The sequence below is a fragment of the Prevotella sp. C561 genome (assembly GCF_000224595.1).
GTDB classification, from domain to species: Bacteria; Bacteroidota; Bacteroidia; order Bacteroidales; family Bacteroidaceae; genus Prevotella; species Prevotella jejuni.
The window spans coordinates 1-23,184 of the sequence record NZ_JH114147.1 but is presented as its reverse complement, the minus strand read 5'-3'; the positions used below and the strand labels follow the sequence as shown (position 1 = coordinate 23,184).

Sequence of the window (23,184 nt, the reverse complement as noted above, 5' to 3'; positions counted from 1 at the left end):
TTTCAATCACATTTCTTCACCTTATTATATCCCGAGCTGAACGCTCAACACCACTTACACAAACACCCTTCTCGAATTCTTTTCATGATAAGAAATATTTTTCTTCACGACAAGAAAGATTTATTTTCACGACAAGAAATATTTATTTACATGACAATAAATATGTGACAACACGTCATGCAGAAATTTATCGCAGGGCTATACCAGTGTAAATAGTGCCAAATCCCTCCTTTAGAATACGTGCTGAGAAGAAATCGGAAGCATTATCATAGGTGCAGATAGCCGCCTGAAGGATGTTAGCAGTTGGTACACCGAGTTCTTCTAATTGAAGTTGATTACAGAGCGGAAGGTCGATATGCCATTTCTCATACATCCGTGCAATACGTTCCATAGGGAAGCCAGCTTCAGAAAAGGCGTCATATACCTCCTGACCAACCTCAAAGTTCTTTAATGAGATGCATGGTCCTACAACTGCCTTAAGTTCCTTTGGATTGGTACCGTACAGTTCTGTCATCTTACGAAGTGTATGTTGAGCGATACGTTGCACCGTGCCACGCCAACCGGCATGGGCTGCCCCAATAGCAGAGTGAACGGGGTCGTAAAAAAGATAGGAACACAATCGGCCGTATGAACACCAATGCAAACGTTACGACAATCGGTAACGACAGCATCTTTCCCTTCTTCCCTCTCATACTGTTCAGCGACTGAAAGATGGAAGAAATCATCCGTCACGGTAAGACAGTGCGTCTCATGTATCTGATGAAGACGGACAATCTTATCTGCTTTGACGCCAATCTCTGCAGCTACGGCCTGCAGGTTTTCGGTTACAGCAGATGGGTCATCCCCCCGATGAGGGTTGATATTCAGTGTTGCAAGTTTCCCCTTGCTAACACCGCCATGGCGCGTAGTGCTAAAGCAGACTACCTCGTCGGCAAGATTAAAGTAATGTAGAACAGGCTTAATCATCCGTATATTCAAAATCTTCGAGGTCTTCCACCTCATCTAACTCGTCTATTCCAACCTCTTCAACATCATCTATATCAGCATCCTCAGCCGCTAACTCGGCAGCAAAACGCGACATATCCTTGTCACGATGGACAAGTGTGTCTTCTGAGAGAATACCCTGTAGCTTATTACTCTCAGCGTTCAGTTCCCTCCATAGAATATCCTTCAGCTCATCAAGACCTTGTCCAGTAACTGCTGAAATGAAGACTACAGGAAGGTCGGTTGGCAATGTCTCGCGCAGCATCTCAATGAGTTCATCATCAAGAAGGTCGCTCTTTGTTACCGCTAAAACACGGTGCTTGTCGAGCATCTCAGGATTAAACTGCTGCAACTCATTAAGTAGTATCTCATACTCACGCTTGATGTCGTCTGTATCCCCTGGTACCATAAAGAGGAGAAGAGAGTTGCGTTCAATATGACGGAGGAAGCGCAAGCCGAGTCCCTTACCTTCGCTTGCCCCTTCAATGATACCTGGAATATCGGCCATCACGAAGCTCTGGTTGTCACGATAGCTGACAATTCCTAACGAAGGTTCCATTGTTGTGAAGGGATAGTTGGCTATCTTGGGCTTTGCACTTGAGAGAGAAGAAAGCAAAGTAGACTTACCTGCATTCGGGAAACCCACCAGACCGACATCGGCCAGCAACTTCAACTCAAGAATAACAGTCATCTCCTGCATTGGTTCACCTGGTTGTGCATAGCGGGGAGCCTGATTTGTGGATGTACGGAACTGAAAGTTACCCAATCCACCACGTCCACCTTTCAACAGCAATACCGTCTGTCCGTCGTGCATAACATCACAGACATACTTGCCCGTCTCGGCATCGTAGACAACAGTACCACATGGAACGTCGATATAAACATCCTTACCATCCGTACCATGACACTTGTCACGACCCCCATTACCACCATGTTCAGCATAAATGTGACGCTGAAACTTCAAGTGCAACAGCGTCCAATAATTGTGGTTACCACGCAGATAAACGCTCCCACCTTTGCCACCGTCGCCACCATCTGGGCCTCCATTAGGGTTATACTTCACATGACGAAGGTGCATGGAACCTCTACCTCCCTTACCAGAGCGGCAGTATATCTTTACATAATCAACAAAATTCGAATCAGCCATAGCAAGTGATGAATGTTAGAGAATAGTATGAATAATCGTTTATATCAACTGACCTTTTGTTATTTAAGGTCTAATTAGCAAAAAGCTGATAGGCTTTAGGAAAAGACAATACATATAGTATCTGCCCATACCTAACACCTATCAGCCAGTATATTAAAGTTCTTCAATAACAGACGCAATACGTGCGAAGATCTCATCTACACTTCCGAGACCTTCCACATGATGGTGGATATTCTCACCCTTGTACCAGTCGATTAATGGAGAAGTCTGATTGTGATACACGTTAAGACGCTTCTTAATAGTCTCCTCGTTATCGTCTGAACGGCCACTCTGCTGTCCACGGAGAAGTAGACGTTTCATCAACTCGTCCTCTGGAACAAATAGTTCAATCATTGCTGCTACGTTGTGACCACGCTCAGCCAACATCTTCTTCAATGCTTCTGCTTGTGGGATAGTGCGTGGGAAACCATCGAAGATAACTCCCTTATGCTCCTTTCCAAAGCTGTCATAGACGCTTGCAAGGATGTCTATCATCAACTCGTCAGGAATGAGCTGACCATTGTCAATGTAACCTTTTGCCGTTTTACCGAGTTCTGTACCATTCTTTATCTCATTACGAAGTACGTCACCTGTAGAGATATGACCGAACCCATACTTCTCAATCATCCTGTCGCTCTGAGTGCCTTTACCTGCACCTGGCGCACCGAAAATCACAATATTCTTCATTATTCTTGTACTAATGTGTATATATCCCTTAAGTTACGACCCTCTTGATCGTAGTCGAGTCCATAGCCAACGATAAAGTCGTTTGGTATTTCAATAGCTGCATACTCTATGTTCAAAGGTACTGTAAGCTTACCTGGCTTCAATAGTAAGGTTGTAATATGTAGTCCTGCTGGCTCACGTGTACCAAGTGTCTCGAGCATACGCTTCATCGTTGCACCTGTATCAACAATATCTTCTACAATGATGACCTCCCTGCCACGGATGTCTTCATTCAAACCGATAATCTCCTTGATAGTGCCTGTTGAAGTAACACCTTGATAAGAGGCTAACTTGACAAAAGATATTTCACATGGGATAGTGATATTCTTCATTAAGTCAGAGGCATACATAAACGAACCGTTCAGCACAGCAAGGAACAATGGTTTCTTACCTTCAAAATCCTTATTAATACGCTCTGCTACCTGTTTCACCCTATCCAGAATCTCTGCTTCTGGGATAGAAGTCTCAAACGTTTTATCCTTAATTGTTACGCGACTCATGCTTCTTTATTTATAATTTAGCGCAAAATTACGAAAATAATACCAAACTATCCGCATTTATTTTGTAAATTTGCCATCGTTATGAAGATATTTACAAGTGCCCAGATTCACGAACTGGACAGATACACTATAGAGCATGAACCAATCAAGTCGATTGACTTGATGGAACGTGCGGCCAAGGCTATTACTCGTGCTATCACTGAGGAATGGTCTACAAACACGCCAATTGTTGTCTTTGCAGGCCCTGGCAACAATGGTGGGGACGCTCTTGCTGTGGCCAGATTACTGATAAATGAAGGGTATAAGGTAAGTACTTTCCTCTTTAATATCACCAATCATCTATCGGAAGACTGCGTAACAAACCGTCAGCGTCTGCTTGATGGTAAGCATGCAAAGGACTTTACTGAGATTACAGCAAAGTTTGATCCACCAGAGCTGACCGCTGACACTTTGGTTATTGACGGTCTCTTCGGATCTGGACTCAACAAGCCTTTGGCTGGAGGATTTGCTTCTTTGGTGAAATATATCAATCAGAGTCCTGCAAAGATTGTAAGTATTGATGTGCCATCAGGCCTGATGTCTGAAGACAACACTTATAATGTACGTGCCAATATCATCCATGCTACACTCACGCTGACCCTCCACGAGCGGAAACTCTCCTTCCTGTTCGCTGATGCACAGCAGTTTATTGGTAGACTGAAAGTACTTGACATTCGTTTAAGTCAGGAGTTTATTCAGAAGACAGAAGCACAGTTTTATGTATTAGAAGAGAGCGACATTCGTTCACGTCTTATCCATCGGGACGACTTCGCACACAAGGGAGACATGGGGAATGCGCTTATCATAGCTGGTAGTTATGGTATGTCTGGGGCAGCAATATTGTCTGCTCGTGCTTGTCTACGCTGTGGTGTGGGCAAGACCACCGTACATACACCCAAGAAGAACTACGACATCATGCAGATTGCAGTCCCTGAAGCAGTCTTACAGATGGACCACGAGGAGACAGCCTTTACCGAAGCCGTTGATACAGATGACTTTGATGCATTAGCCATAGGACCCGGCTTGGGCAGACAAGAGCCTACAGCGATTGCGATGATAGCACAGATAAGACGTGCGCAATGTCCTATTGTTGCAGATGCGGATGCTTTGAACATCCTTGCAAGCCATCGTGCATGGATGCAACAACTACCAAAGGGAATCATAATGACACCTCATGCGAGGGAACTCGACCGCCTGACAGGCTCTCCAGCCAATGCTGATTACGAGCGTCTCCACCGTACACGTGAGTTGGCAAAGTCGTTACAAGCCTACATTATACTTAAAGGACATAACAGTGCACTATGCCTTCCTAATGGCAACGTTATCTTCAACTCCACTGGTAATAGCGGTATGGCAACAGCTGGAAGTGGTGATGTACTCACCGGCATCATCACAGCCCTCCTTGCACGTGGCTATCATCAACAGAACGCTTGTATGGTGGGAATGTACTTACACGGCCTTGCTGGCGACTTAGCCGCTAAAGACTTAGGTAAGGAGAGCCTTGTTGCAAGTGATATCATCAACTATCTTCCTAAGGCCTTTAAGCTCTTGGATGATTAGCCAATCACTCACCCGTAGCCTATTATAATAAGGTATCAGCCTACGAGACATCGTCTCGTAGAAAACGAAATAACCAAAAAGCGGCAGCTCCAAAAGGAACTACCGCTTATTTTTATATCTAATCAAACTGATCTCAACTGACGATTAGTCGCAGTTAACGAGCTTGTTATCAGAACCAAGAACATCAGTGATCTTGTGCTTGTAAAGGTCCTCCATGTACTCACGAGCCTTACCACAGTACTGACGTGGGTCGAAGTACTCAGGATGTTCATCAAATGTTTGACGAACGCCAGCAGTAAAGGCAAGACGAGAGTCAGAGTCGATGTTAATCTTACATACAGCACTCTTAGCAGCCTGACGGAGCTGATCCTCTGGGATACCTACAGCGTTTGGCAACTTACCACCGTGCTCGTTGATGATGTCAACATACTCCTGAGGAACAGAAGAAGAACCGTGGAGAACGATTGGGAAGCCTGGGAGCTGCTTCTCGATAGCTGCGAGAACGTCGAAAGCCAATGGAGGAGGAATCAAACGGCCAGTCTTTGGGTCACGTGTACACTGCTCTGGAGTGAACTTGTAAGCACCATGAGAAGTACCGATTGAGATAGCCAAAGAGTCACAACCAGTGCGAGTAGCGAAGTCAACAACCTCTTCTGGCTTTGTATAGTGAGATACCTCAGCAACAACGTCATCCTCAACACCAGCGAGAACACCGAGCTCAGCCTCAACAGTTACATCATACTGATGTGCATATTCAACAACCTTCTTTGTCAAAGCAATATTCTCCTCGTATGGAAGAGCAGAACCATCAATCATCACAGAAGAGAAGCCGAAGTCTACACAAGACTTACATGTCTCGAAGCTATCACCGTGGTCAAGGTGAAGTACAATCTCTGGATGATGGCAACCCAACTCCTTTGCATACTCTACAGCACCCTCTGCGAGGTAACGAAGTAGCGTCTGGTTAGCATACTTACGAGCGCCCTTAGATACCTGAAGGATAACAGGTGATCTCAACTCAGAAGATGCTTTGATAATAGCCTGAAGCTGCTCAAGGTTATTAAAGTTGAATGCTGGGATAGCATAACCGCCTTTGATTGCTCTCTTGAACATCTCACGTGTGTTCACGAGACCTAATTTCTTGTAATCTACTACCATAATTTCTATTATGCTTAAAAAATTAAAATTAATAAGTCTATACCTATTTTGTATTTGCAAAAGTACGGTTTTATTTTCTCATAACCAAGACATCACACATATTTAATAGCCTTTAAGTGTTAAAATCCCTAACAATTGCTCGTTGCCTAAAGATTATAGATTAATAGGCTTATTAGCACCGTCTGTCTAATAAGCCTATTCTATTACTTCTCTGATGAGTCGAGAACTCGCCAAATGACGGACGCTATTGCACCGCCAACAAACGGTCCGACGATGAATATCCATAGGTTACTCCATGCTGCGGAAGGACCTTCTGCGAGCTTAACAAACAAAGCTGGACCAAATGAACGTGCTGGGTTGACTGATGTTCCTGTATAACGAATACATACAAGGTGTACGAGGATGAGCGACAAACCTATTGCTAATCCTGCAAACTTACCTGTTGTACCATTGGTCTTTGACGTTGCACCCAACACTACAAGTACGAATATGCATGTAAAGATAATCTCTGCAAGTAGGCCACTTACGACACTTATCCCTTCTTGCAACCCATTTGCGCCTAAGCCTGCACCTGCGGCTGCAAAGCTACTACCGGCATTCGTGACAAGGAGGAACTGTAGTGCTGCACCTATCAAACCGCCAATAAACTGGAACAACATGTACATCACGCAGTCTTTCGCACTCATACGACCACTAAGGAAAACACTGAGTGTAATCGCTGGATTAATATGACAACCAGAGATACCCCCTATCGTGTAAGCCATTGCGACTACGGAAAGACCAAACGCAATGGCTGTTCCAACCACAGCTGCTTGATTGTTAACAGGGTCACAACCCAAAGATACAGCTGCGCCACAGCCCATGAGGACCAATACCATTGTACCGATCATCTCTGCTAAATACTTCTTCATAACTCTCTTCGATTTTAATTAATATTTATTTATCCTGACTTTAACGTCTTTAGAATGGTTAATTCGCTGTATAAACGCTTTCGTCTACGATTAACTATTTCGGTCGTCTACTTTTTGAATGTTTTTGTTTTATATCAAGAGAAACACGGCCTTTACTTCATAAAAAGCCGTACCTTTGCAAAGAGATTCGTGCGTCTCAATAAGAATTAGATGTTTTCCACAACCGAAAATACAAAGAATAAAGTATTAAAGCAATATGAAATATAAGATGATAGTGCTCGACTTGGACGGCACACTGACCAATAATAAAAAACTCATAACCCCTCACACCCAGCAAGCCCTCATGCTGGCACAGACTGCTGGAGTGCATGTCGTACTGGCATCTGGCCGCCCTACATACGGTATCGTCCCTTTGGCGGAGGAGTTAAAACTGAAAGAAAACAACGGTTATATCCTCGCCTTCAATGGAGGAAAGATTATCGACTGCACGAACAACAACGTTCTTTTTGAACAGAAGTTGGACGAGCAGCTTGTTCCTCTGCTCTATCAAGAAGCGAAGAAAGCTAATATGGAAATCCTAACCTACCAAGGGGAGGGTATTGCGGCTACCAACAAAGACGATAAATACGTACAACACGAGGCATTCATCAATAAGATGCCTGTCATGCAATACGATGATTTCCTTCATCAGTTGGTCTATCCTATCAACAAATGTCTCATTGTTGGCGACCCTACCCCACTCCATGAGTTAGAATTAAGATTGTCTAAAGAGTTGGAAGGGAGGATGGATGTCTATCGTTCGGCCGACTTTTTCCTTGAGTGTGTACCGCTCGGCATCGACAAAGCCCGCTCTCTCGATCGTCTCATCTCTTCGCTTGGTATTAGCCGCGAGGAGGTTATCGCCTGCGGTGACGGATATAACGACCTTAGTATGATACGCTTTGCAGGACTCGGTGTAGCGATGGCGAACGCTGCAAAAGACATACAGAAAGAGGCCGACTTCGTCACCTTATCGAATGAAGAAGATGGTGTGGCACATGTCATCGAACGCTTTATTCTTCCAACTGAGTAGGCGAATTAAATTAGTTAACATCACTAAGACTGAATTATGTTCATGAAAAGAAATATTTTTCTTCATGAACATAAATATTTTTTATCATGAAAAGAAATATTTCTCTTCATGAAAAGAATTCGAGAACAAGCTAAAGTCGACCAGTCCTAATAGTCGATTTAGCTTATTATTTACCCTTGTCAAACACGCTGAAAACGACAAGATAGCAGCTCACCGACTGTCTAATCCTGCCCTCAACTTACTCGACTATTCAAAAGACATTGGGCTTTAAGATTCCTTTCAGCAAGTATGTCGCATTCTGATTACGTGCTACTCCCTTGGTTATCTTATACGAATAGGTAATATCCTCACCTAATTCTATCTCAAAACAATAGTTATGAAATCGTCCCTCATATTCGTTCTCCATCTTTGAAAGCTCAAGGTCGTGCGTAGCAATGACGCCTGTCACATTGCGTTCAGCGATGTATTGTAAGAAAAGACGAGACCCATTCAACTTATCGAGGGAGTTTGTTCCCTTCAATATCTCGTCTAAGATAATCAGACTCGGTACGTCATCATGCAACGAGCCCAACAGTTTCTTCAAACGAAGCAACTCCGCATTGAAATAAGAAATACCGTGGGTAAGGTCGTCTGTGGTGCGCATGCTCGTGAAAAGATGGAACGCTGAGACCTTCAACTCGTCTGCAAAGACGGGCAAGCCATTCATTGCTAAGAGGTAATTAATACCTAACGAGCGAAGGAAAGTACTCTTTCCTGCCATATTCGCACCCGTGACGATGTAATACTCATGGTCGTGAATAGTGAAGTCGTTTGCCACAGCCTTCTCGCCAAGGAAGGGATGATAAAGACCTTTCGCTTCGTAGACAACCTTATTCTCCTCGCTGATTTCGGCCTTTACTGCTCTATCTTCATTCAGTCGATAGTTACCCATTGACACCAAAGCATCAAAGAGATTAAGACCATCAATCCACTCTTTTGTGCGTTGCTCATACGTGTGCTGCCAGCGAAGGAACAATCTCACGATTGTGAGATCAATCAAGGCAAAACTATTGAAGATAAACACCCCGACCTCATTACTTCTGTTATCTATCTTTTGTAAGATAAGTTCTAACTGCTCAAAGGAGGCCTCTGCACCCGAAAGCTGTGCTTTCAACGCTTGGAGTTCAGCCGACTTAAACTCAGTCGTGTTAATCAACTTCAATACTTGCAAGTAACCATCTACCTGTGCGTGTACCTTTGCTATCAGTTCAGAAATGACACGCATGTACTTGTGTCCACAAAGGAAAGCGAACATAAAGTTGAACATTCCCCACCATAGAGGGAGCAAAGAGGGGGCTAAACCCATAATGGAAAGCACGATACTCACGTAGAACCCGAGTAAATCGGCATAACAGAAATAACGTAACAGTGGGTTGTGGAAAATCTTTGGAAAGGTCTGCTGATGAATAGCCGTCAGTGCTTTCAACACTTCTGCTGTATTAATTCGCTCTTTAACGCCCAAAGACTTGAAGGTAGACAAGAATGTTTCATCTTGTCCTAACTCGTCAATAGCGGCCATCCTCATGCGTATCTCTCCGATAAGATCCTCCCTTTTCGTATGTCCCCACTCAGTAGACAGACAGGCAGCCAACTGGTCGCTACCACCAGTAGAGATGGTGCGGTTCATCCTTTGGAACAGTGAACCTACTCCGAAGACATCCATATCAAAGGTATAAGAATGTTGCGGACAAACATACTGTTCACCAGCTTCAAAGCCTGAGAAATTGCCATGCTGATAGTCTATCTCGTTCTGATAGACCCGCAGCAGTGCCTCTCCATGCTTTATCTTTCGGTCGTTCAATACGTCACGACGACGGATATAAAGATAGAAACACAAGGCGGCTACGGCACAGAGGAGTGTCCAAGCCGCATCAGCCAATAGCGTGTAGAGAACTACAAAACCAATGGCTACTAAAAAGGAGCCGATTTCTGTCAAGATAAAAAACCGACTACGGCTACGGAGAGACACGAGCATTGTACTCGTCTCTTCCGCTTTATGCTGATACAAATCAGTTAAGTTTTTATTCATGCCTACACCTATATAATATTGAAGGAGTCCTTATTTTGTCACCACCTCTTTGCTCACTCGCCCATCACTGTACCTCACGATGTTAATACCCCTTTGTGGAGTCGTGATGCGCCGACCGTCAAGTGTGTAGCGTCCTACCACCACTTCGCTACGAGTACCATCTGAAACAGAAGAGATGGCAGTGGCCTTTGGTTCAGAGATAACACACTTAGCTGCATTCTCAACATGCCCCGTTTGTGTGTTAATCAGCAGAACACAGACACGAAGGTTCTCTTTCTTTTGTATGACTTTCTTACTATTAATATCTTTAAAGACGTAGGAATGGCTCAGTGGGGTATCTGCTTTAATCGGCGCTTTGACGTGACCTGTTACAGGAACATTCACCCCCTCTGCTGCAATAGCTACAAAGTTGTTCTTAAGATTATGGATTTCTCCTGGAGAGTCGATTATCTCATCGAACTCCTTTGTTACTCCGCGGTCTCCGTGACTACCAGAGTATGCATTGTTCTGCACCCATCTTGAGTCCGTCATTCCATCCTCTGTTAGGACATAGGCAAAGCCGTATGGAGCCTCATCTCGGTTCACTCGGAATGTAACAACAGGCGTCACTGTAATGTTGTTCTTACTTTCGTCCCATACAGCTGACACCTCAAGGTCCATGTCTGCACCAGCTTCTTGCTCTGCTTTGAACTCATCAACTGCCAAGACATAGCCTAACCTGTGGCTTCTATTCATATCAACTGTGGGAAAACGGTTCCCCTTAGCTTTCGAATAATAGTCCCAACAGGTCAATGGATCATCAACATGCACAGCAATACCGACGAAGTCATCCCCAAAAGTATGCGACAGGTTCTCCATAAGGGCAATCCCTGTTGGACAATACCTGCACCACATTGCCGTGTATTCTTCCACTGCTATCCTCCGCTTAGGGACCTTTGTTACAGTAATTCTCGGTAGGTTAGCATAGCTAATCGTTGCACCATTACGTCCCCCATTCACCTTTGTTATCGTGAAGACAAGTTCGTCCTCTCCCAGTTCTGTGTATGGTGGGACCTCTACCTCAACCACTGCATCATCGTTATGTCCCAACGCCTGTGGGAACACATAGTGTTTTGACTCCAACTCCCTCCCATTGAGAGAAAGCGTATAGTCTATGTTCTGAATAGTTGTCCTACCTATATTAGAAACTTTCATCTTCCCTTTTACACTCTTTGCAGTGATGGGGACATACACTCTCTGCCCTGCAGTAGGCATGAGAATATGCTCTTGTGCCTTAACGTTCACGGTGTATGAGAAGAGAGCAATTAGTATGATGATTTGTATATAATACTTACGTAACATATCAGGTTGTGCGTTTTAAGGATGACTGTTTAGTGAATTACGCATTTCTTAATCGTGGTAACACCCTTTGCAGACTGCTGTCTCACAAGGTAAAGACCCTTAGGAAGACCTGCCAAATACGTAAGCTGCCTATATAATAAGGCACCCTGCGTATTGAATACATCGTAAGTAAGACCCTTCTGTGACGCTACTCCTGCTATTGCTGTTGGGTCAGTATCGAACTTAATAGTAATAGATGGGCCCTCTATCTGCTGTCCGGAGTCAGACTCTTTAGTAGTAAGCTTCAATGTAATTGAGCCCTTCTCATTATGCTCGTAAGTGTGTTCTATCGCAATAGACTCCCTCTCCGAGCCTGCCAACAGCGGTTGACTTCCTATCTCTGTACTGTTATCTCCATCAAGAGGAGTACATCCGCCGAGTGCACAAACCGTCACATTGCCTTCATCAATGCTGTTAATTCTACTGTAAAGGGTTACTGTCAGGTCCTTATCCGACGTATTCTTAATATACACCTCACCTGCTATTTCCTTCCATCCAGGTGGGAACATGGCTTCTTTCACAGCGTTTAATACCACCGTTGTGCCGTTCGGAATAACCTTACCTTGCGCATCCACGAAGGCAACATCATTGTTACTTGTCTGTGTTTGAGCACTAACTAAAAGACTGGTCAGCAGTCCGATTAATACGAGTAAGCGTAATTTCATATTGTTCAATTTATATTTATCTACTTAATTGATGATGACTTATTTACGAGAGCGAAACCTTTTGGCGCACAGCCTGCAGTACTCCGCTATCGTTATAGACGAATCCTACAATCCACGCATTGCCTGGTACGACATCTTCCGGGAGTGTGTACGTTGTTTGCTCCACGTGCGTTCGCATTGAAGAGAGCGTTAACTCCGTTCCCCACTCCCCATTGATAGCAGCACGGAACACGTGGTTATGCACATACTCCTTATCCATCTTATTGTTTGGAAAGAGCTGTGGAGCCACGACACTATCCTCTACTAACCAAAGCTGAAGCCTTCCCTTCACATCTTCGGACAATGTCTTTAGATCGGTTTCAATCTTCACTTGATGTGTAGCTGCGTCATAGTGACATTGAAGGGCTATATTGATTGTAGTCGTTTGAGCGAACTCTTCATAGATACGCCCAGCCCAAGTATCTTTCTGCAGGACGCCCCCACGACGATTGATAATGGCTTTCGGCACATTAGGAACTGCCCAATACTTGTAATAAACATCCCCTGCATCAGTGCGCAAGCCCTTAACTCCACCCATACTCTTTATTGCGAGCGGTCCAGCATGTATACCTACAGCTATCAATCTGTCTGCTCCATAAAGTTTTTGCAGCTCATCTATCGTCTGAGAAGCCGCCGGACAGAAGATACAACGTTGCCCAGTAAAGTCCTCGATGAGTACATTTCGCTGAACAGTTGCAGGTGGGATCTCTATCAATCGTTCGTCAGAACCAACTGAATCACAGCCTGCCAAGAGTGCAACAGCAGCCAAGATAAGTATATAAAAACGTCTCATTTCCATCAAAAGTTATAATTATAAGAGAGTGTCAAGCCCTTTGTTGCAGGGATATAACGGCATACTCCACCCGAACAATTAAACCCCGCACGTGTTCGACCATAGCCTAATTGCAGTCGATGTGCCCCACCGCTATAGGTTACATAGCCTTGGTAGTAATGCACATGGGTGTTGCCTGCATTGTAGAGATCGCTCACAGTGACCATCCAATGCGGTGCGAACGATAGCTCTCCCAGCCCAAATAGCCAGTCTTTATCGCCCTCTTTTGATGCAAGATACTGCCCTTCGACACGCAAGATGGCGTTCGTTGCGAGTTTCTGTTTGATATCTGCGACGAAGATATGCGTGTTTAGCATTCCTCCATGCCCTTCCAACAAGGTCTGATTGTATCGTTGATACATATACATCAGGTTTAACTTCGTTGCTTTTGAGAGTCGCTTCTCCAACTGTACATCAATATCTTGATAATAGGTAGCGTCACCCCATGCCCAAAACGGACTTCCATAACCCTCTGTACCCATCTCTCCTGCACCCTTCTTAAGCACTGAATGGACATGAGAGAAGTTCACTTTCGTTGTTGTTCCATACTTTCCTCCCATCCATGAGCCCTTTGGAAAGGTGTAAGCTGCCGTGGCTTGATAAGCCCACTCACCCTCGGGGCGTGTAGCGTAAGGGTAGAGTGCTGCCAAGGTATAGGTATGCTCCACCGTGAAAGGCGGTAGATGATTGATGAAAGAGGAGATTCCTTCCATCCCTCTTCGGCTTCGGAAGCCCATATTCGTACTGCGTTTTGCTTGCAGCAATAGGCTCATTCCACGCTTAGAATAGGACCCTGACAGCATTGCCACATAGCCATTACGATAGATGTAACCATTATCATGCGAAGGATCCTGCGTCTTCATCGCCATTTCTGCCAATACATTGAAGCCGTGATGTTGCACTCGTAGACGTAAATCGAACGCATTGACATAACGAGGAAAGCGCAACCGATGGGTCGGATCGACCATCACCACCTCGTCTCTCTCGTATTTATTAAGGTAGGAACCACCCAACATTATATAGGTATTATGCTCTTGAAGCGACTTAAACGACTCTTCCATGTTCCATTCCACATCCGCTCCTGTCATCCAACTCTTATTGTGGTGCCAGTAACGACGCTGTCTACCCGTGAGCAACTTGACTGCAACTCCCGCACAAGGGAGATAGTTCAAGCGTGCTCCTTGCAATGAGTTATCAATTCCAAGACTGCGTTCTTCATACGAACGGAGGATGAAACCAGAGCCAAACTGCTCATAGAAGCTACCCAAAGTAAGCTCCGCATTCTTATAACGACCCTTCAAGTAGGCGTAAGGAACGCCCCAACCCTTAAAGTCGCTCTCGTATCCTGGGAGCGGATGGGGCATATATTCCAACCTTGCACCAGCCTCAAAGTATCTGTTTGAAAGCCTCAAGTCGAGATAAGTATTCGTTCGGAAACGACTGCCTGTAGCCTCTGCGCCTGTCGCACTGTCCTTTTGTGCCAACAGCATATCACTCTGAAGACTTCCAGAAAGGTGTAATTTGTCGGACTCTTGTGCATAAATCGATGCACTACTCAGGCTTATGAGCAGTCCTATCATCATCCATCTTTTCATAAAATCACCTTCCTGCTACCTCTTTCACCTTCTTATATAGCTCCATCTCTGCGCCATCTGTGTAGCCATTATGCTTATAAACAATCCTGCCCTGACCATCGAGTAAGATCGTATAAGGCACTGACTGAATACCTAACGAGCGTCGGAACTCACCATTAGGGTCGAGTAATACATCATAACGCCAGCCATTCTGGTCGACCATCGGCTTCACTTTATTGACGTTTTGAGCCTGATCAATGGATACAGCAACGATTCGCACACCTGTTTCTTGGCGCCAATCGTCATAAAGCTCATCAATGCTTTTCAACTCACGGTCGCATGGCTTGCACCAAGTAGCAAAGAAGGTAACAACAAGAGGATTACCATTATTAGAGATAGTGTCGGTTTGTACGGTCCTTCCTTCTATGTCTTTGAGTATCACTTTGGGCAGTCGCTCTTGTGCAGACAACGCAAAGCTCACCAACAACAAACAAAGGGATAGAAATAACTTATTCATTGTTTTTAATTATATTGGTGCTACAAAAATACGAAAAAAAAGCGATATAGCAAAGAAGAAACAGCCAAAGACAAATAACATTATACGTCTTGACCGATTTTAGACTTGTCCGTCATGCATATTATGCTCACTTATCTCATTCGCTCGGGGTAGTTTTCTGCTGTAATAAAGAGGTTGCTTGAGAGCGATAGGGAGTATTATCTCTCACGAAGAACATTTCTTTCTCTCACGAAGGACACTTCTTTCTCTCACTAAGGACATTTCTTTCTCTCACGAAGAACATTTCTTTCTCTCACGAAGGACACTTCTTTCTCTCACTAAGGACATTTCTTTCTCTCACAGAACTCACAGATCTAACAGAACTTTTTTGCGCACTGTTTCGAACTCACAGAAGGCCTTCGGCATACAGATATCACAGAACGTTATAGCTAATGTTGGCTGTAACGTTCTGTGAATTCGGTTGACTTAATGTCTCTGTGAAGCTTTGTGTGTTCTGTTCTTCTGTGTTCTTCTGTGAGAAAGAGAACGCACCCACTCGATGAGGTACGGCCTATGAGACTCGCTGGGGAGTTTTTTTCTCACAGAACTCACAGATTTAACAGAACCTTTTGGCGCACAGGTTCGAACTCAAAAGATAGTGGCCCCTCCCCCAACCCCTCCCCCGCAGGGAGGGGCGTAGTATGTGAGGTTACCCCTACTGGCCTGCTGACACGAGGTGTGAGTAAGCATTTCTCTCACGCTGGGAAGTTTTTCTCTCACAGAGCGCACAGAGTTCACGGAGCTTTTTGGCGCACAGTTTCGAGCCCACAGAAGGCCTTCGGCATACAGAGTTCACAGAGCGTTACTACCAAAGATGGGTGTTAAGTGATGGTTGTTAGGTGTTGATGATTAGCCATAGGGGTATCTCGGTGATTACGCCCTTCCCTTCGGGGAGGGGAAGGGGAGGGGCCAACTGGTAGTTAGTATGTGAGGTTACCCCTATTGGCCTGCTGATAGAAGGAAATAGGCTGCTAAACATTTGGAGGACATGTAGGGGTATGTCGGTGATCACTCCCCTCTCCATTCGGAGAGGGGCTGGGGGTGAGGCCTCTGTTGGCTGTAACGCTCTGTGTTTTCAGTTGACTTAAGCCTCTGTGAAACCCTGCGTGTTCTGTTTATCTGTGCGTTCTGTGAGAAAAGAAATCACTGAGAGACACCAACAAAGGCAATGAGAAAGAAAGAAGGAACACTCAACAAATTAGTAGAAATTGTAAAGTTATTTCATTAACAATCCCTTCTTAATTTGTAGAAAAGGCCTGACTCGATGCAAGAAGATGCCCTTCTTCATACAAGAACATGCCCTTCAAGGGACAAGAAGACGCCCTTCTTGAAGCAAGAAAGGCGTCTTCTTCAACCCAACTTGTAACATTCTGATTCCTTGTAGGTTACAAACTCATTCATAAAACATATCATACGCCTATGTCGAGGACACTTAGCTTGACTACTTGTAACGATTTTTTACTGCGTTATCAATTCCTCCGAAGTGGGAAGAAGATTGTTTGAGACTATACTCAAAACGATGGATAGGACTTGTACAGATTGTTTGTAATCGACATCAAAACGATGGATAGGACTTATATGAGACGCTTTTCACAGTAGAATACTAACGGGTATCGCCCGCTATCAATGGCTTAGTAGCCTTTTAGTGCGACTGAAAGAAACAAAAAAAATACTTGTCAGCAACCTCGATATTGCCGACAAGTAATCTAAACTGTATATATTATACCTCTTGAGGATAGGCAACACGATTACACATCGCCTACTATAGTCCTCGTTATCACTTATTATCCACGCTTCTTCTTAGCACCTTTCATCCACATATAAACTATCAAGATGATGAAAGCAGCTAAGATGCAAAGTAGTTGAACACTGTATTCTTGTGGATGAACCCAGAACTCCTTGAAGAAATTAATACGTCCGAGAATCTCAATAGGAGTCCAAAAAACAATCACCGTTGCCACTGACATACGGATATTAGCACCCCATGAAGCAATGTGAAGCTGCTTTCTGAACATGAACAACGAACCGATAAAGCAACTAAAACCTATGAGATAAGTCACTGGATGATGGTCGCCAAGGAAGTTCTTATCGTAACAGAACATCAATAAAAGATAAGAAGCCCATAGAATCATATTGACTTCCATAAACGTGACAATAGACGTGTGGCGGGTCATCGGTTGGAAGGCTATCTCGTTCTTACGCTTTCCAAACAGTCGTTTCTGTATCCATGTTATAAAGTCACAACCATTACGTGTACTGAAGATGTACATCGTCATCATCATCATCCAGAACCCGAATGATGCAGGAAGTATCAGATATTCTGGCTTAGTAACGACCTGTCCGTGTTCAATCTCTGGTGGTACGCCATAGCGATTGGCGTAATATTGGAAGAGGAACTCTACCCAGCCGGTCCAGAAGAGCAACCCTCCGATAAGTCCCCACAGTGTTTGACGAGTATCACCTTTAACAAATACACCAATGATAACGATGACCAATCCCACAAAACCCATGGCAAAGCCTGCATAATGCACAGCTTCTGGCGCCATGTTCTTATCCATCATGATCATAAGAGCATGACCTAAAGGCATCGTGAACAACACTAAAATAAACGAGGCGATGGCTCGCCAGAAGTAGATCTTATCCTTTTCCATAAATTAATTAAAGCTTTCAGTGCTTAAAAGAGTTTGTCCACATCGACCGACATCCCTATCATTAGGTTTGTTCCATCAGTCAATGGGCAGTTCAAATAATAATATTCTGGTTTATAATTAAAAATGTTATCGAGTACAACACTTACCTTTACAGCCTTGCTGATACGCTGTACTAAGGATAGTTTGAAGAGTGCGTATGCTGGGTAATGGATATTCTTTATACCCTTAGAGATGTCATAGTAATCGACAAACTCTTCATTGTCGACTGCAGAGAGGAAGCGACCATCAAGTCCGATGTTCGTTCCATAGTTCTTCAACCACTGATGATCCCAATCGACATGACCTGTCATTGAGTGTTTGCGAGCAGGTATATACTGGTTGTTTACAGCGTTGCTATTCTTGTCTTTAGGCAGGCGCTCATTGGTATAAGCATAACTTAAACGGGCGGTAAGACCATTCGTCCAACGCGCTTGTGCCGTTGCCTCTCCCCCACTTACCGTATAGTTATTTAGGTTAAGATAAGGAAGATGAGGCATGACGTCAGATGGGTTCTTATAGTAAGGAGCTCCCGTCGCTATCTTGTTCTCAATCTTATTACAATAAGCACTTACCGTGAAGTTATAGTGACCCTTTGTGTAATCAACCGAGGCATTAAAGTTCTGGCTCACTTCTGGCCGTAAAGAAGGGTTGCCTTCGACCACCCATATACCCGACATGTCAAAGTTGTAGTACTTTTCTTTTAGTGTTGGTGCACGGAAGCCCATGCCATAACTGAGTCGAACATTTAGATTTCTTATTGGTTGATAACGTGCACTTACCTTCGGAGTCAGTCTTGAGATGCGTCCATCAGAGAAGTAGTCGTAACGCAGCGCACCTACTACTTCCCAATACTTATTGATGTTCCAGTCGTATTGAGCAAATGCATCGAAGGAGTCTTGCTTACGTACTCTACCCTCTAAGTTCGTATTGAAGAGGTAATCATGCATATAGTCTGCACCCACAGAGAGGACATTCTCGTCTTCAAACGTGTGCGTATAAAGTAGTCGAAGACTGTTCTGTACATTTGAATAGTCACGGATGTCCAGTCGAGTGATGCGCTGATAGTCTGACTTATCATACTGGTCGAAAGCATAGGAGAGGTCTACACTGTTGAAGAGGTCGGGTGTCCACGTACCACGAAGGCCGCCTGTAAAGTCACGATAACGCTCTGGTACCTCCTCTGTACGTACCAACTGACGATAGAAATAACCAGCACGTCCTGTCAAGCGTAGCTTCTCATTCAGTGTATAAGTTAGCTGTTCCTTGAAGTTCCAGACAGCATCACCATAGATAGTAGATACGACGCGCGTAATAGGATTAGGTCCGTTGTGCACATTAAAGTTGTTGGAACTATTCCTGTTGACCGTCAGCAAGTTATTCCACTTGCCCCTTGCGTACTGCCAAGACAGTCCATAACGTTGCTCATGATGACGACCAAAGCGCATGTTAAGGTTGAGTGCGCAGGGATTAGGCTTTTTCTTTGTGATGATATTGATAACTCCACCGGCAGCATTAGAGCCATAGAGTGCTGAAGCAGCACCTTTCACTATCTCGATATGGTCTACATTTTCCATACCAATACGGGTGAAGTCGACATCGTCCATCGTCTCTCCTGCAAGGCGTTCACCGTCAACAAGAATCAACATACTCTGTCCACCGAAGCCAGAGAAGTTCATGTGTACCTGCTGATTCATGGCGTATGAGAACTCAACACCTGGTATTATCTGCTGTAAGACATCACGTAGATTGGTGGCATCTGTCTTCATTATGTCATTAGCAGTGATGAGTTTCGTCAACACAGGGGTATTGGCAAGCAATTTTGGGGTACGTGTTCCCGTCACTACTACTTGGTCTAACTCTATCGTCTGGGGGATAGAGTCATTGGGAACATCAGCCGACATACCTTCAAAGGTGAGGCTGAGTAGAGCCGACAGTATTATGGTCTTTCGCATCATAGCCAATAACAAATATTTATGAAGTCCCTTTCTTATCCTCGAATAAAGCATAACGAAAAGGGTTACATGTCTAATTTAATATGGATACTTATAGTTAATAGTCAACCAGCACTTGGTCCCATCGGTACCAATATAGTTCTCCAACTGCAAGGCAGCATACTTCCCATTCTTCAAACGAACGATGAACACATGCTTGTTCATCGTGAAAGCTGGTGGCATTGGGGGTATATCGATTTTCAACCAAGACGATAGTACCTTATTGATACGTATTCCCTGGCATCCAATCAGGCTCATAAGCATCTGCGACTGGTCCTCCCATACCTCGTTCTCTGTCCATTCATCTTCTTGGAAGGATGCTCCTAAGAAATAAGAACTATTCTTTGGAAGATCATTTAAAGAGGTGTACTTCGTTTCAAGAACGGCACCACCGTTCGTCCTTACATTGTTACGATGAAAGGCAATGCTCCACGACTGTGGTTCAGGCTGCGAATCAGTAGCAGTAAAGCCACGCTTTTCATTTACCGAGATACCTTTTCCGAAGACATCAAACCAGTAAGTGTACATACCCGTTTTCCCATCACCACTACCCGACGACAGACTTGTAGGGATGGCATAATGCGTGAAGTGCGTCTGTGCCTTAAGCAATCCTGCCGTGTCTTTACGCTCGATATACATCTGTAAAGAGTCAAAGTCTACATAATACCAGTCCTTCCAACTGGCGGCATTAACAAGGAGTTGACCCTCTGTAGTTACACTTGATGAAGCAGAAGCCTCATCATATATATCATCAAAAATGCCATTACAGGCTGTTACCAACATCATGATGGCACAGCCTGCAAGGATAGAAATAGGGCGAAATACTCTGTGCATGAGCGTATAAAGTTTTACTTAGCCTTCTTACCAGTATATGTTGCTGAGATTGGGAGTGGCATATGTGTAAGCTTATAGCTATTTGTAATTGTCAAAGTCCCATTCTCATCAAGTTTTACAATAATCTTACTTGGTGACTCGAAAGCATAGTCTTTATTAAGACTCATCAGACCTCCTTCAGACTTAAGATAAACCTTGAGATCATCACTGCTATAATCACGACTAAAACTATTGGTTGCCTTATCGTAAGCAAGGTTCTTTACGGTGTATGTTCCTATTGTCAAGTTTCCTACCATAGGAACTCCAGTGTACTTCTCTTCTGATGTTGTCACATTGATAGAGCCATCTTCATTAGCAGTAACCTTATACCCAACCGTTGGAGATGTGTATGAACCAGGCATTTCACCAATCTTCAAAGAGGTTGTACCAGTATAGTTTCCTGCCACCTTAGATGCTGCTGAAGCCTCAGCATAATGCCAAGTAATATCAGTACCACCCATGAGTGATGGGATTGAAATCTTTATTTCTGTCATCGAACCACTCATTGTTGCATCATACTCATTCATTGCACCGCCAGCTTTTGGGTTTGCAATCTTCATCTTTCCAGTACCGTTAATAGCATGATTAGCCATGGTTATCACAAAAGAACCAGTACCCCACTGAGTATCGGAGAACTCTGCAAGGAACTTACCACCGTCCTGCAACACCTTAATCTTAGCACCAGTGTCAAAACGAGCATTGTCGAGTACTCTGTTCTTTACAGTCAAATAGCCTGCAAACTCGTGTATCAACTTTGGCTGTGAAGGTGTCTCACTTGGCAAGAACTCAATCTTTGAAATATCTGACGCGTTATAAGTTACAACGCTACCATCAGTTTTTGTTACCTTTAATGACTGTGCCTGTACTGCGAGTGCACTCAAGAAAGATACGATTACTAAAGTAAAGATCTTTTTCATTTACGTATGAATTTAAATGTCTTAGATAATGATTTAACTACAAAAACGCCTGTTTGTCCGTCGAGAGGAATCTCAACAGTACCGCTTTGGCTTACGGTGGAACGACCTACCAACTGTCCATTAATGGTGTAAACAGCTACTTGGCTACCTGCTTTCAGGCCTTCTCCCTTCAAGGAGTTACCAAAGGAAAAGATGGCATTGTTGCCTTCTCCATTAAGAGACTCAATGCTTAATGGATCATCTTCGAAGGCAAAAGCACGGAAATCTGTCAGAGGATACTCTATTGTTTGGCTCCCAGCAGTCAAAACCATGGCAGTGGAAGTGAAGGTAACAGTAGGCTTCTCAGACAGGGCAAAGTAAGTGTTATTGCCATCTTTGTCACTTACTTTCACATGGTTAGCCGCAGAGACGGAGACAGAAGTCATCGAAACTAACAGCGTAACAGCAAGTGTAAGAAATAAATTTTTAATTCTCATGTTACTGATTCAGTTTATATTAATTCTATTCGAATGCAAAGTTATAAGAAACATCAGTATGCCACAATACCTATTTATTATGATTTTAGCCCACAGAACACTTAAAAATTACTTACAAATGCTTATAGTCTGCGACCTAAACGACGATAAGAGGCAGCGTAACCTACTGATTTCTCGAATTCTCCCAAGCAAATGCTGCACCCTAACTCGGCTTCTTTATGTCCTCTTCTCATCATTGTCAACATACAAGAAGAGCGTTAGGAACGAGCAACTCCTTGTCGTTTTCAAATTCTTTTCATGAAGAAAAATATTTTTTTTCACGACAAGAAATATTTATTTCCATGATAAAAAATATTTTTCTTCACGATAATAATTCGGCATGACTACTTTTGCCTATCATAGAAACACACCTTACTGACTCTTTATCAGTAATGTTCTCTATCGTTCATAGCCGTTATATCCTATCTAACGGAACCTATATATCGGTCGTTACGGTCGTCTTGTTGACCCATGAAAACAATAAAGGCTGAAACCCACTGTCGGATTTCAGCCCTTAAGTAACGTTTAAAAAATAACTTGGTATTTTTTGTCTCTCCATGAAACCTTGTAGTTCCATTTCGGTAGCTCTTCATCAAAGGTAATATGCCGTTGACAGACATCATCATAATTGCTATCCACACAACGAGAAGTGTCGTACTTCTTTCTGTTGATGTTGGTGAAGACACAAAGGCCGGATTTCGTTCTGGCCTCTGCGGCAAGTTCGCATGCCTGCTCAACGCTCTCGAAGGAAATACCACTCCATACTCTGGTGATTTGAGAGAAAAGCCTGTGTTCAATGGGGTTCCACTTCGACGTGTACGGGGGATAGTGCGCCACTATTATGTCAATATGGAGGTCTTCGGAAAGTTTGATCAGCTCTTGCTTGAAAAGCCTGCTGGAACTGCTGTTGGAACCTCCACCGTCACAGAGCAACATGATGGCAGTTGC

At 43.9% G+C, this 23,184-nt stretch carries 18 protein-coding genes and 2 pseudogenes; 2 read left to right on the top strand and 18 right to left on the bottom strand.

Features of this window, described 5'->3' with window-relative positions; all coding sequences use genetic code 11:
• Positions 1-187: 187 nt before the first annotated feature.
• The 4 genes and pseudogenes from pgeF to hpt all read right to left on the bottom strand — a co-directional run bounded on the left by pgeF (position 188) and on the right by hpt (position 3,396).
• Positions 188-966 (bottom strand): annotated as a pseudogene (gene pgeF, locus HMPREF0666_RS09830) (peptidoglycan editing factor PgeF).
• Positions 959-2,131, bottom strand: a complete 1,173-nt coding sequence (obgE, locus tag HMPREF0666_RS09825) for a GTPase ObgE (RefSeq protein WP_009012221.1) — start codon at positions 2,129-2,131, stop codon at positions 959-961. The pseudogene pgeF and the gene obgE overlap by 8 nt, the downstream one beginning before the upstream one ends.
• 153 nt (positions 2,132-2,284) lie before the next feature.
• Positions 2,285-2,857 carry an adenylate kinase gene (locus HMPREF0666_RS09820; RefSeq protein ID WP_009012220.1) on the bottom strand — a complete coding sequence of 191 codons (573 nt, stop codon included), beginning with the start codon at positions 2,855-2,857 and terminating at the stop codon, positions 2,285-2,287.
• Positions 2,857-3,396 carry a hypoxanthine phosphoribosyltransferase gene (gene hpt, locus HMPREF0666_RS09815; protein ID WP_009012219.1) on the bottom strand — a complete coding sequence of 180 codons (540 nt, stop codon included), beginning with the start codon at positions 3,394-3,396 and terminating at the stop codon, positions 2,857-2,859. The genes HMPREF0666_RS09820 and hpt overlap by 1 nt, the downstream gene beginning before the upstream one ends.
• Before the next feature lie 81 nt (positions 3,397-3,477).
• On the opposite strand from hpt, the gene HMPREF0666_RS09810 reads away from it, so the two are divergent.
• Positions 3,478-4,995, top strand: coding sequence for an NAD(P)H-hydrate dehydratase (locus tag HMPREF0666_RS09810; protein ID WP_009012218.1), 1,518 nt, complete (start codon positions 3,478-3,480; stop codon positions 4,993-4,995).
• A 144-nt stretch (positions 4,996-5,139) separates the two neighbouring features.
• Here HMPREF0666_RS09810 and HMPREF0666_RS09805 read toward each other — a convergent pair whose 3' ends face one another.
• Both HMPREF0666_RS09805 and HMPREF0666_RS09800 read right to left on the bottom strand, forming a co-directional pair.
• Entirely contained in the window at positions 5,140-6,153 is a 1,014-nt protein-coding gene (locus HMPREF0666_RS09805) for a class II fructose-bisphosphate aldolase (protein ID WP_009012217.1), read from the bottom strand.
• A gap of 203 nt (positions 6,154-6,356) precedes the next feature.
• A pseudogene (locus HMPREF0666_RS09800) lies at positions 6,357-7,067 on the bottom strand (MIP/aquaporin family protein); the annotation flags it as partial.
• A gap of 253 nt (positions 7,068-7,320) precedes the next feature.
• Between HMPREF0666_RS09800 and HMPREF0666_RS09795 the strand changes: the two are divergent.
• The gene (locus HMPREF0666_RS09795; RefSeq protein WP_009012215.1) at positions 7,321-8,136 is read left to right on the top strand and encodes a Cof-type HAD-IIB family hydrolase; all 816 of its coding nucleotides are present in this window, start codon (positions 7,321-7,323) and stop codon (positions 8,134-8,136) included.
• Between the two features lie 250 nt (positions 8,137-8,386).
• Here the strand turns inward: HMPREF0666_RS09795 and HMPREF0666_RS09790 are convergent, their stop codons facing one another.
• From HMPREF0666_RS09790 to HMPREF0666_RS16690, 12 genes are all read right to left on the bottom strand, one after another.
• Positions 8,387-10,204 (bottom strand): hypothetical protein, encoded by a 1,818-nt coding sequence (locus HMPREF0666_RS09790; RefSeq protein ID WP_042856262.1) that lies wholly within the window; start codon positions 10,202-10,204, stop codon positions 8,387-8,389.
• A gap of 30 nt (positions 10,205-10,234) precedes the next feature.
• Entirely contained in the window at positions 10,235-11,545 is a 1,311-nt protein-coding gene (locus tag HMPREF0666_RS09785; protein ID WP_009012212.1) for a hypothetical protein, read from the bottom strand.
• Positions 11,546-11,574: 29 nt separating this feature from the next.
• The gene (locus HMPREF0666_RS09780; protein ID WP_009012211.1) at positions 11,575-12,249 is read right to left on the bottom strand and encodes a hypothetical protein; all 675 of its coding nucleotides are present in this window, start codon (positions 12,247-12,249) and stop codon (positions 11,575-11,577) included.
• 43 nt (positions 12,250-12,292) lie between these two features.
• Positions 12,293-13,081: an Omp28 family outer membrane lipoprotein gene (locus HMPREF0666_RS09775; RefSeq protein ID WP_042856277.1), complete on the bottom strand. Its 789-nt coding sequence runs from the start codon at positions 13,079-13,081 to the stop codon at positions 12,293-12,295.
• A 5-nt stretch (positions 13,082-13,086) separates the two neighbouring features.
• Entirely contained in the window at positions 13,087-14,715 is a 1,629-nt protein-coding gene (locus tag HMPREF0666_RS09770) for a DUF6029 family protein (protein WP_042856261.1), read from the bottom strand.
• A 4-nt stretch (positions 14,716-14,719) separates the two neighbouring features.
• Positions 14,720-15,211, bottom strand: coding sequence for a TlpA disulfide reductase family protein (locus HMPREF0666_RS09765; protein WP_009012208.1), 492 nt, complete (start codon positions 15,209-15,211; stop codon positions 14,720-14,722).
• A gap of 1,823 nt (positions 15,212-17,034) precedes the next feature.
• Positions 17,035-17,901 carry a hypothetical protein gene (locus HMPREF0666_RS09760; protein WP_009012207.1) on the bottom strand — a complete coding sequence of 289 codons (867 nt, stop codon included), beginning with the start codon at positions 17,899-17,901 and terminating at the stop codon, positions 17,035-17,037.
• Positions 17,902-17,924: 23 nt separating this feature from the next.
• The gene (locus tag HMPREF0666_RS09755; RefSeq protein ID WP_042856260.1) at positions 17,925-19,895 is read right to left on the bottom strand and encodes a TonB-dependent siderophore receptor; all 1,971 of its coding nucleotides are present in this window, start codon (positions 19,893-19,895) and stop codon (positions 17,925-17,927) included.
• A 75-nt stretch (positions 19,896-19,970) separates the two neighbouring features.
• Positions 19,971-20,765, bottom strand: coding sequence for an HmuY family protein (locus HMPREF0666_RS09750; RefSeq protein ID WP_009012205.1), 795 nt, complete (start codon positions 20,763-20,765; stop codon positions 19,971-19,973).
• A gap of 14 nt (positions 20,766-20,779) precedes the next feature.
• Positions 20,780-21,721, bottom strand: a complete 942-nt coding sequence (locus HMPREF0666_RS09745) for a calycin-like domain-containing protein (RefSeq protein WP_009012204.1) — start codon at positions 21,719-21,721, stop codon at positions 20,780-20,782.
• The gene (locus HMPREF0666_RS09740; RefSeq protein ID WP_009012203.1) at positions 21,718-22,197 is read right to left on the bottom strand and encodes a hypothetical protein; all 480 of its coding nucleotides are present in this window, start codon (positions 22,195-22,197) and stop codon (positions 21,718-21,720) included. Before HMPREF0666_RS09740 ends, HMPREF0666_RS09745 begins: the two co-directional genes overlap by 4 nt.
• Before the next feature lie 564 nt (positions 22,198-22,761).
• Positions 22,762-23,172, bottom strand: a complete 411-nt coding sequence (locus tag HMPREF0666_RS16690; RefSeq protein WP_083822542.1) for a hypothetical protein — start codon at positions 23,170-23,172, stop codon at positions 22,762-22,764.
• Positions 23,173-23,184 lie beyond the last annotated feature (12 nt).

Bases quoted from the DNA above. Each gene is read 5' to 3' on its own strand.
- HMPREF0666_RS09805 (WP_009012217.1), bottom strand. From the start codon at position 6,153: ATGGTAGTAGATTACAAGAAATTAGGTCTCGTGAACACACGTGAGATG.
- HMPREF0666_RS09810 (WP_009012218.1), top strand. From the start codon at position 3,478: ATGAAGATATTTACAAGTGCCCAGATTCACGAACTGGACAGATACACT.
- obgE (WP_009012221.1), bottom strand. From the start codon at position 2,131: ATGGCTGATTCGAATTTTGTTGATTATGTAAAGATATACTGCCGCTCT.
- HMPREF0666_RS09740 (WP_009012203.1), bottom strand. From the start codon at position 22,197: ATGAGAATTAAAAATTTATTTCTTACACTTGCTGTTACGCTGTTAGTT.
- HMPREF0666_RS09785 (WP_009012212.1), bottom strand. From the start codon at position 11,545: ATGTTACGTAAGTATTATATACAAATCATCATACTAATTGCTCTCTTC.
- HMPREF0666_RS09760 (WP_009012207.1), bottom strand. From the start codon at position 17,901: ATGGAAAAGGATAAGATCTACTTCTGGCGAGCCATCGCCTCGTTTATT.
- HMPREF0666_RS09755 (WP_042856260.1), bottom strand. From the start codon at position 19,895: ATGATGCGAAAGACCATAATACTGTCGGCTCTACTCAGCCTCACCTTT.
- HMPREF0666_RS09750 (WP_009012205.1), bottom strand. From the start codon at position 20,765: ATGCACAGAGTATTTCGCCCTATTTCTATCCTTGCAGGCTGTGCCATC.
- HMPREF0666_RS09770 (WP_042856261.1), bottom strand. From the start codon at position 14,715: ATGAAAAGATGGATGATGATAGGACTGCTCATAAGCCTGAGTAGTGCA.
- HMPREF0666_RS09820 (WP_009012220.1), bottom strand. From the start codon at position 2,857: ATGAAGAATATTGTGATTTTCGGTGCGCCAGGTGCAGGTAAAGGCACT.
- HMPREF0666_RS09790 (WP_042856262.1), bottom strand. From the start codon at position 10,204: ATGAATAAAAACTTAACTGATTTGTATCAGCATAAAGCGGAAGAGACG.
- HMPREF0666_RS09765 (WP_009012208.1), bottom strand. From the start codon at position 15,211: ATGAATAAGTTATTTCTATCCCTTTGTTTGTTGTTGGTGAGCTTTGCG.
- HMPREF0666_RS16690 (WP_083822542.1), bottom strand. From the start codon at position 23,172: ATGTTGCTCTGTGACGGTGGAGGTTCCAACAGCAGTTCCAGCAGGCTT.
- HMPREF0666_RS09745 (WP_009012204.1), bottom strand. From the start codon at position 21,721: ATGAAAAAGATCTTTACTTTAGTAATCGTATCTTTCTTGAGTGCACTC.
- HMPREF0666_RS09795 (WP_009012215.1), top strand. From the start codon at position 7,321: ATGAAATATAAGATGATAGTGCTCGACTTGGACGGCACACTGACCAAT.
- HMPREF0666_RS09780 (WP_009012211.1), bottom strand. From the start codon at position 12,249: ATGAAATTACGCTTACTCGTATTAATCGGACTGCTGACCAGTCTTTTA.
- HMPREF0666_RS09775 (WP_042856277.1), bottom strand. From the start codon at position 13,081: ATGAGACGTTTTTATATACTTATCTTGGCTGCTGTTGCACTCTTGGCA.
- hpt (WP_009012219.1), bottom strand. From the start codon at position 3,396: ATGAGTCGCGTAACAATTAAGGATAAAACGTTTGAGACTTCTATCCCA.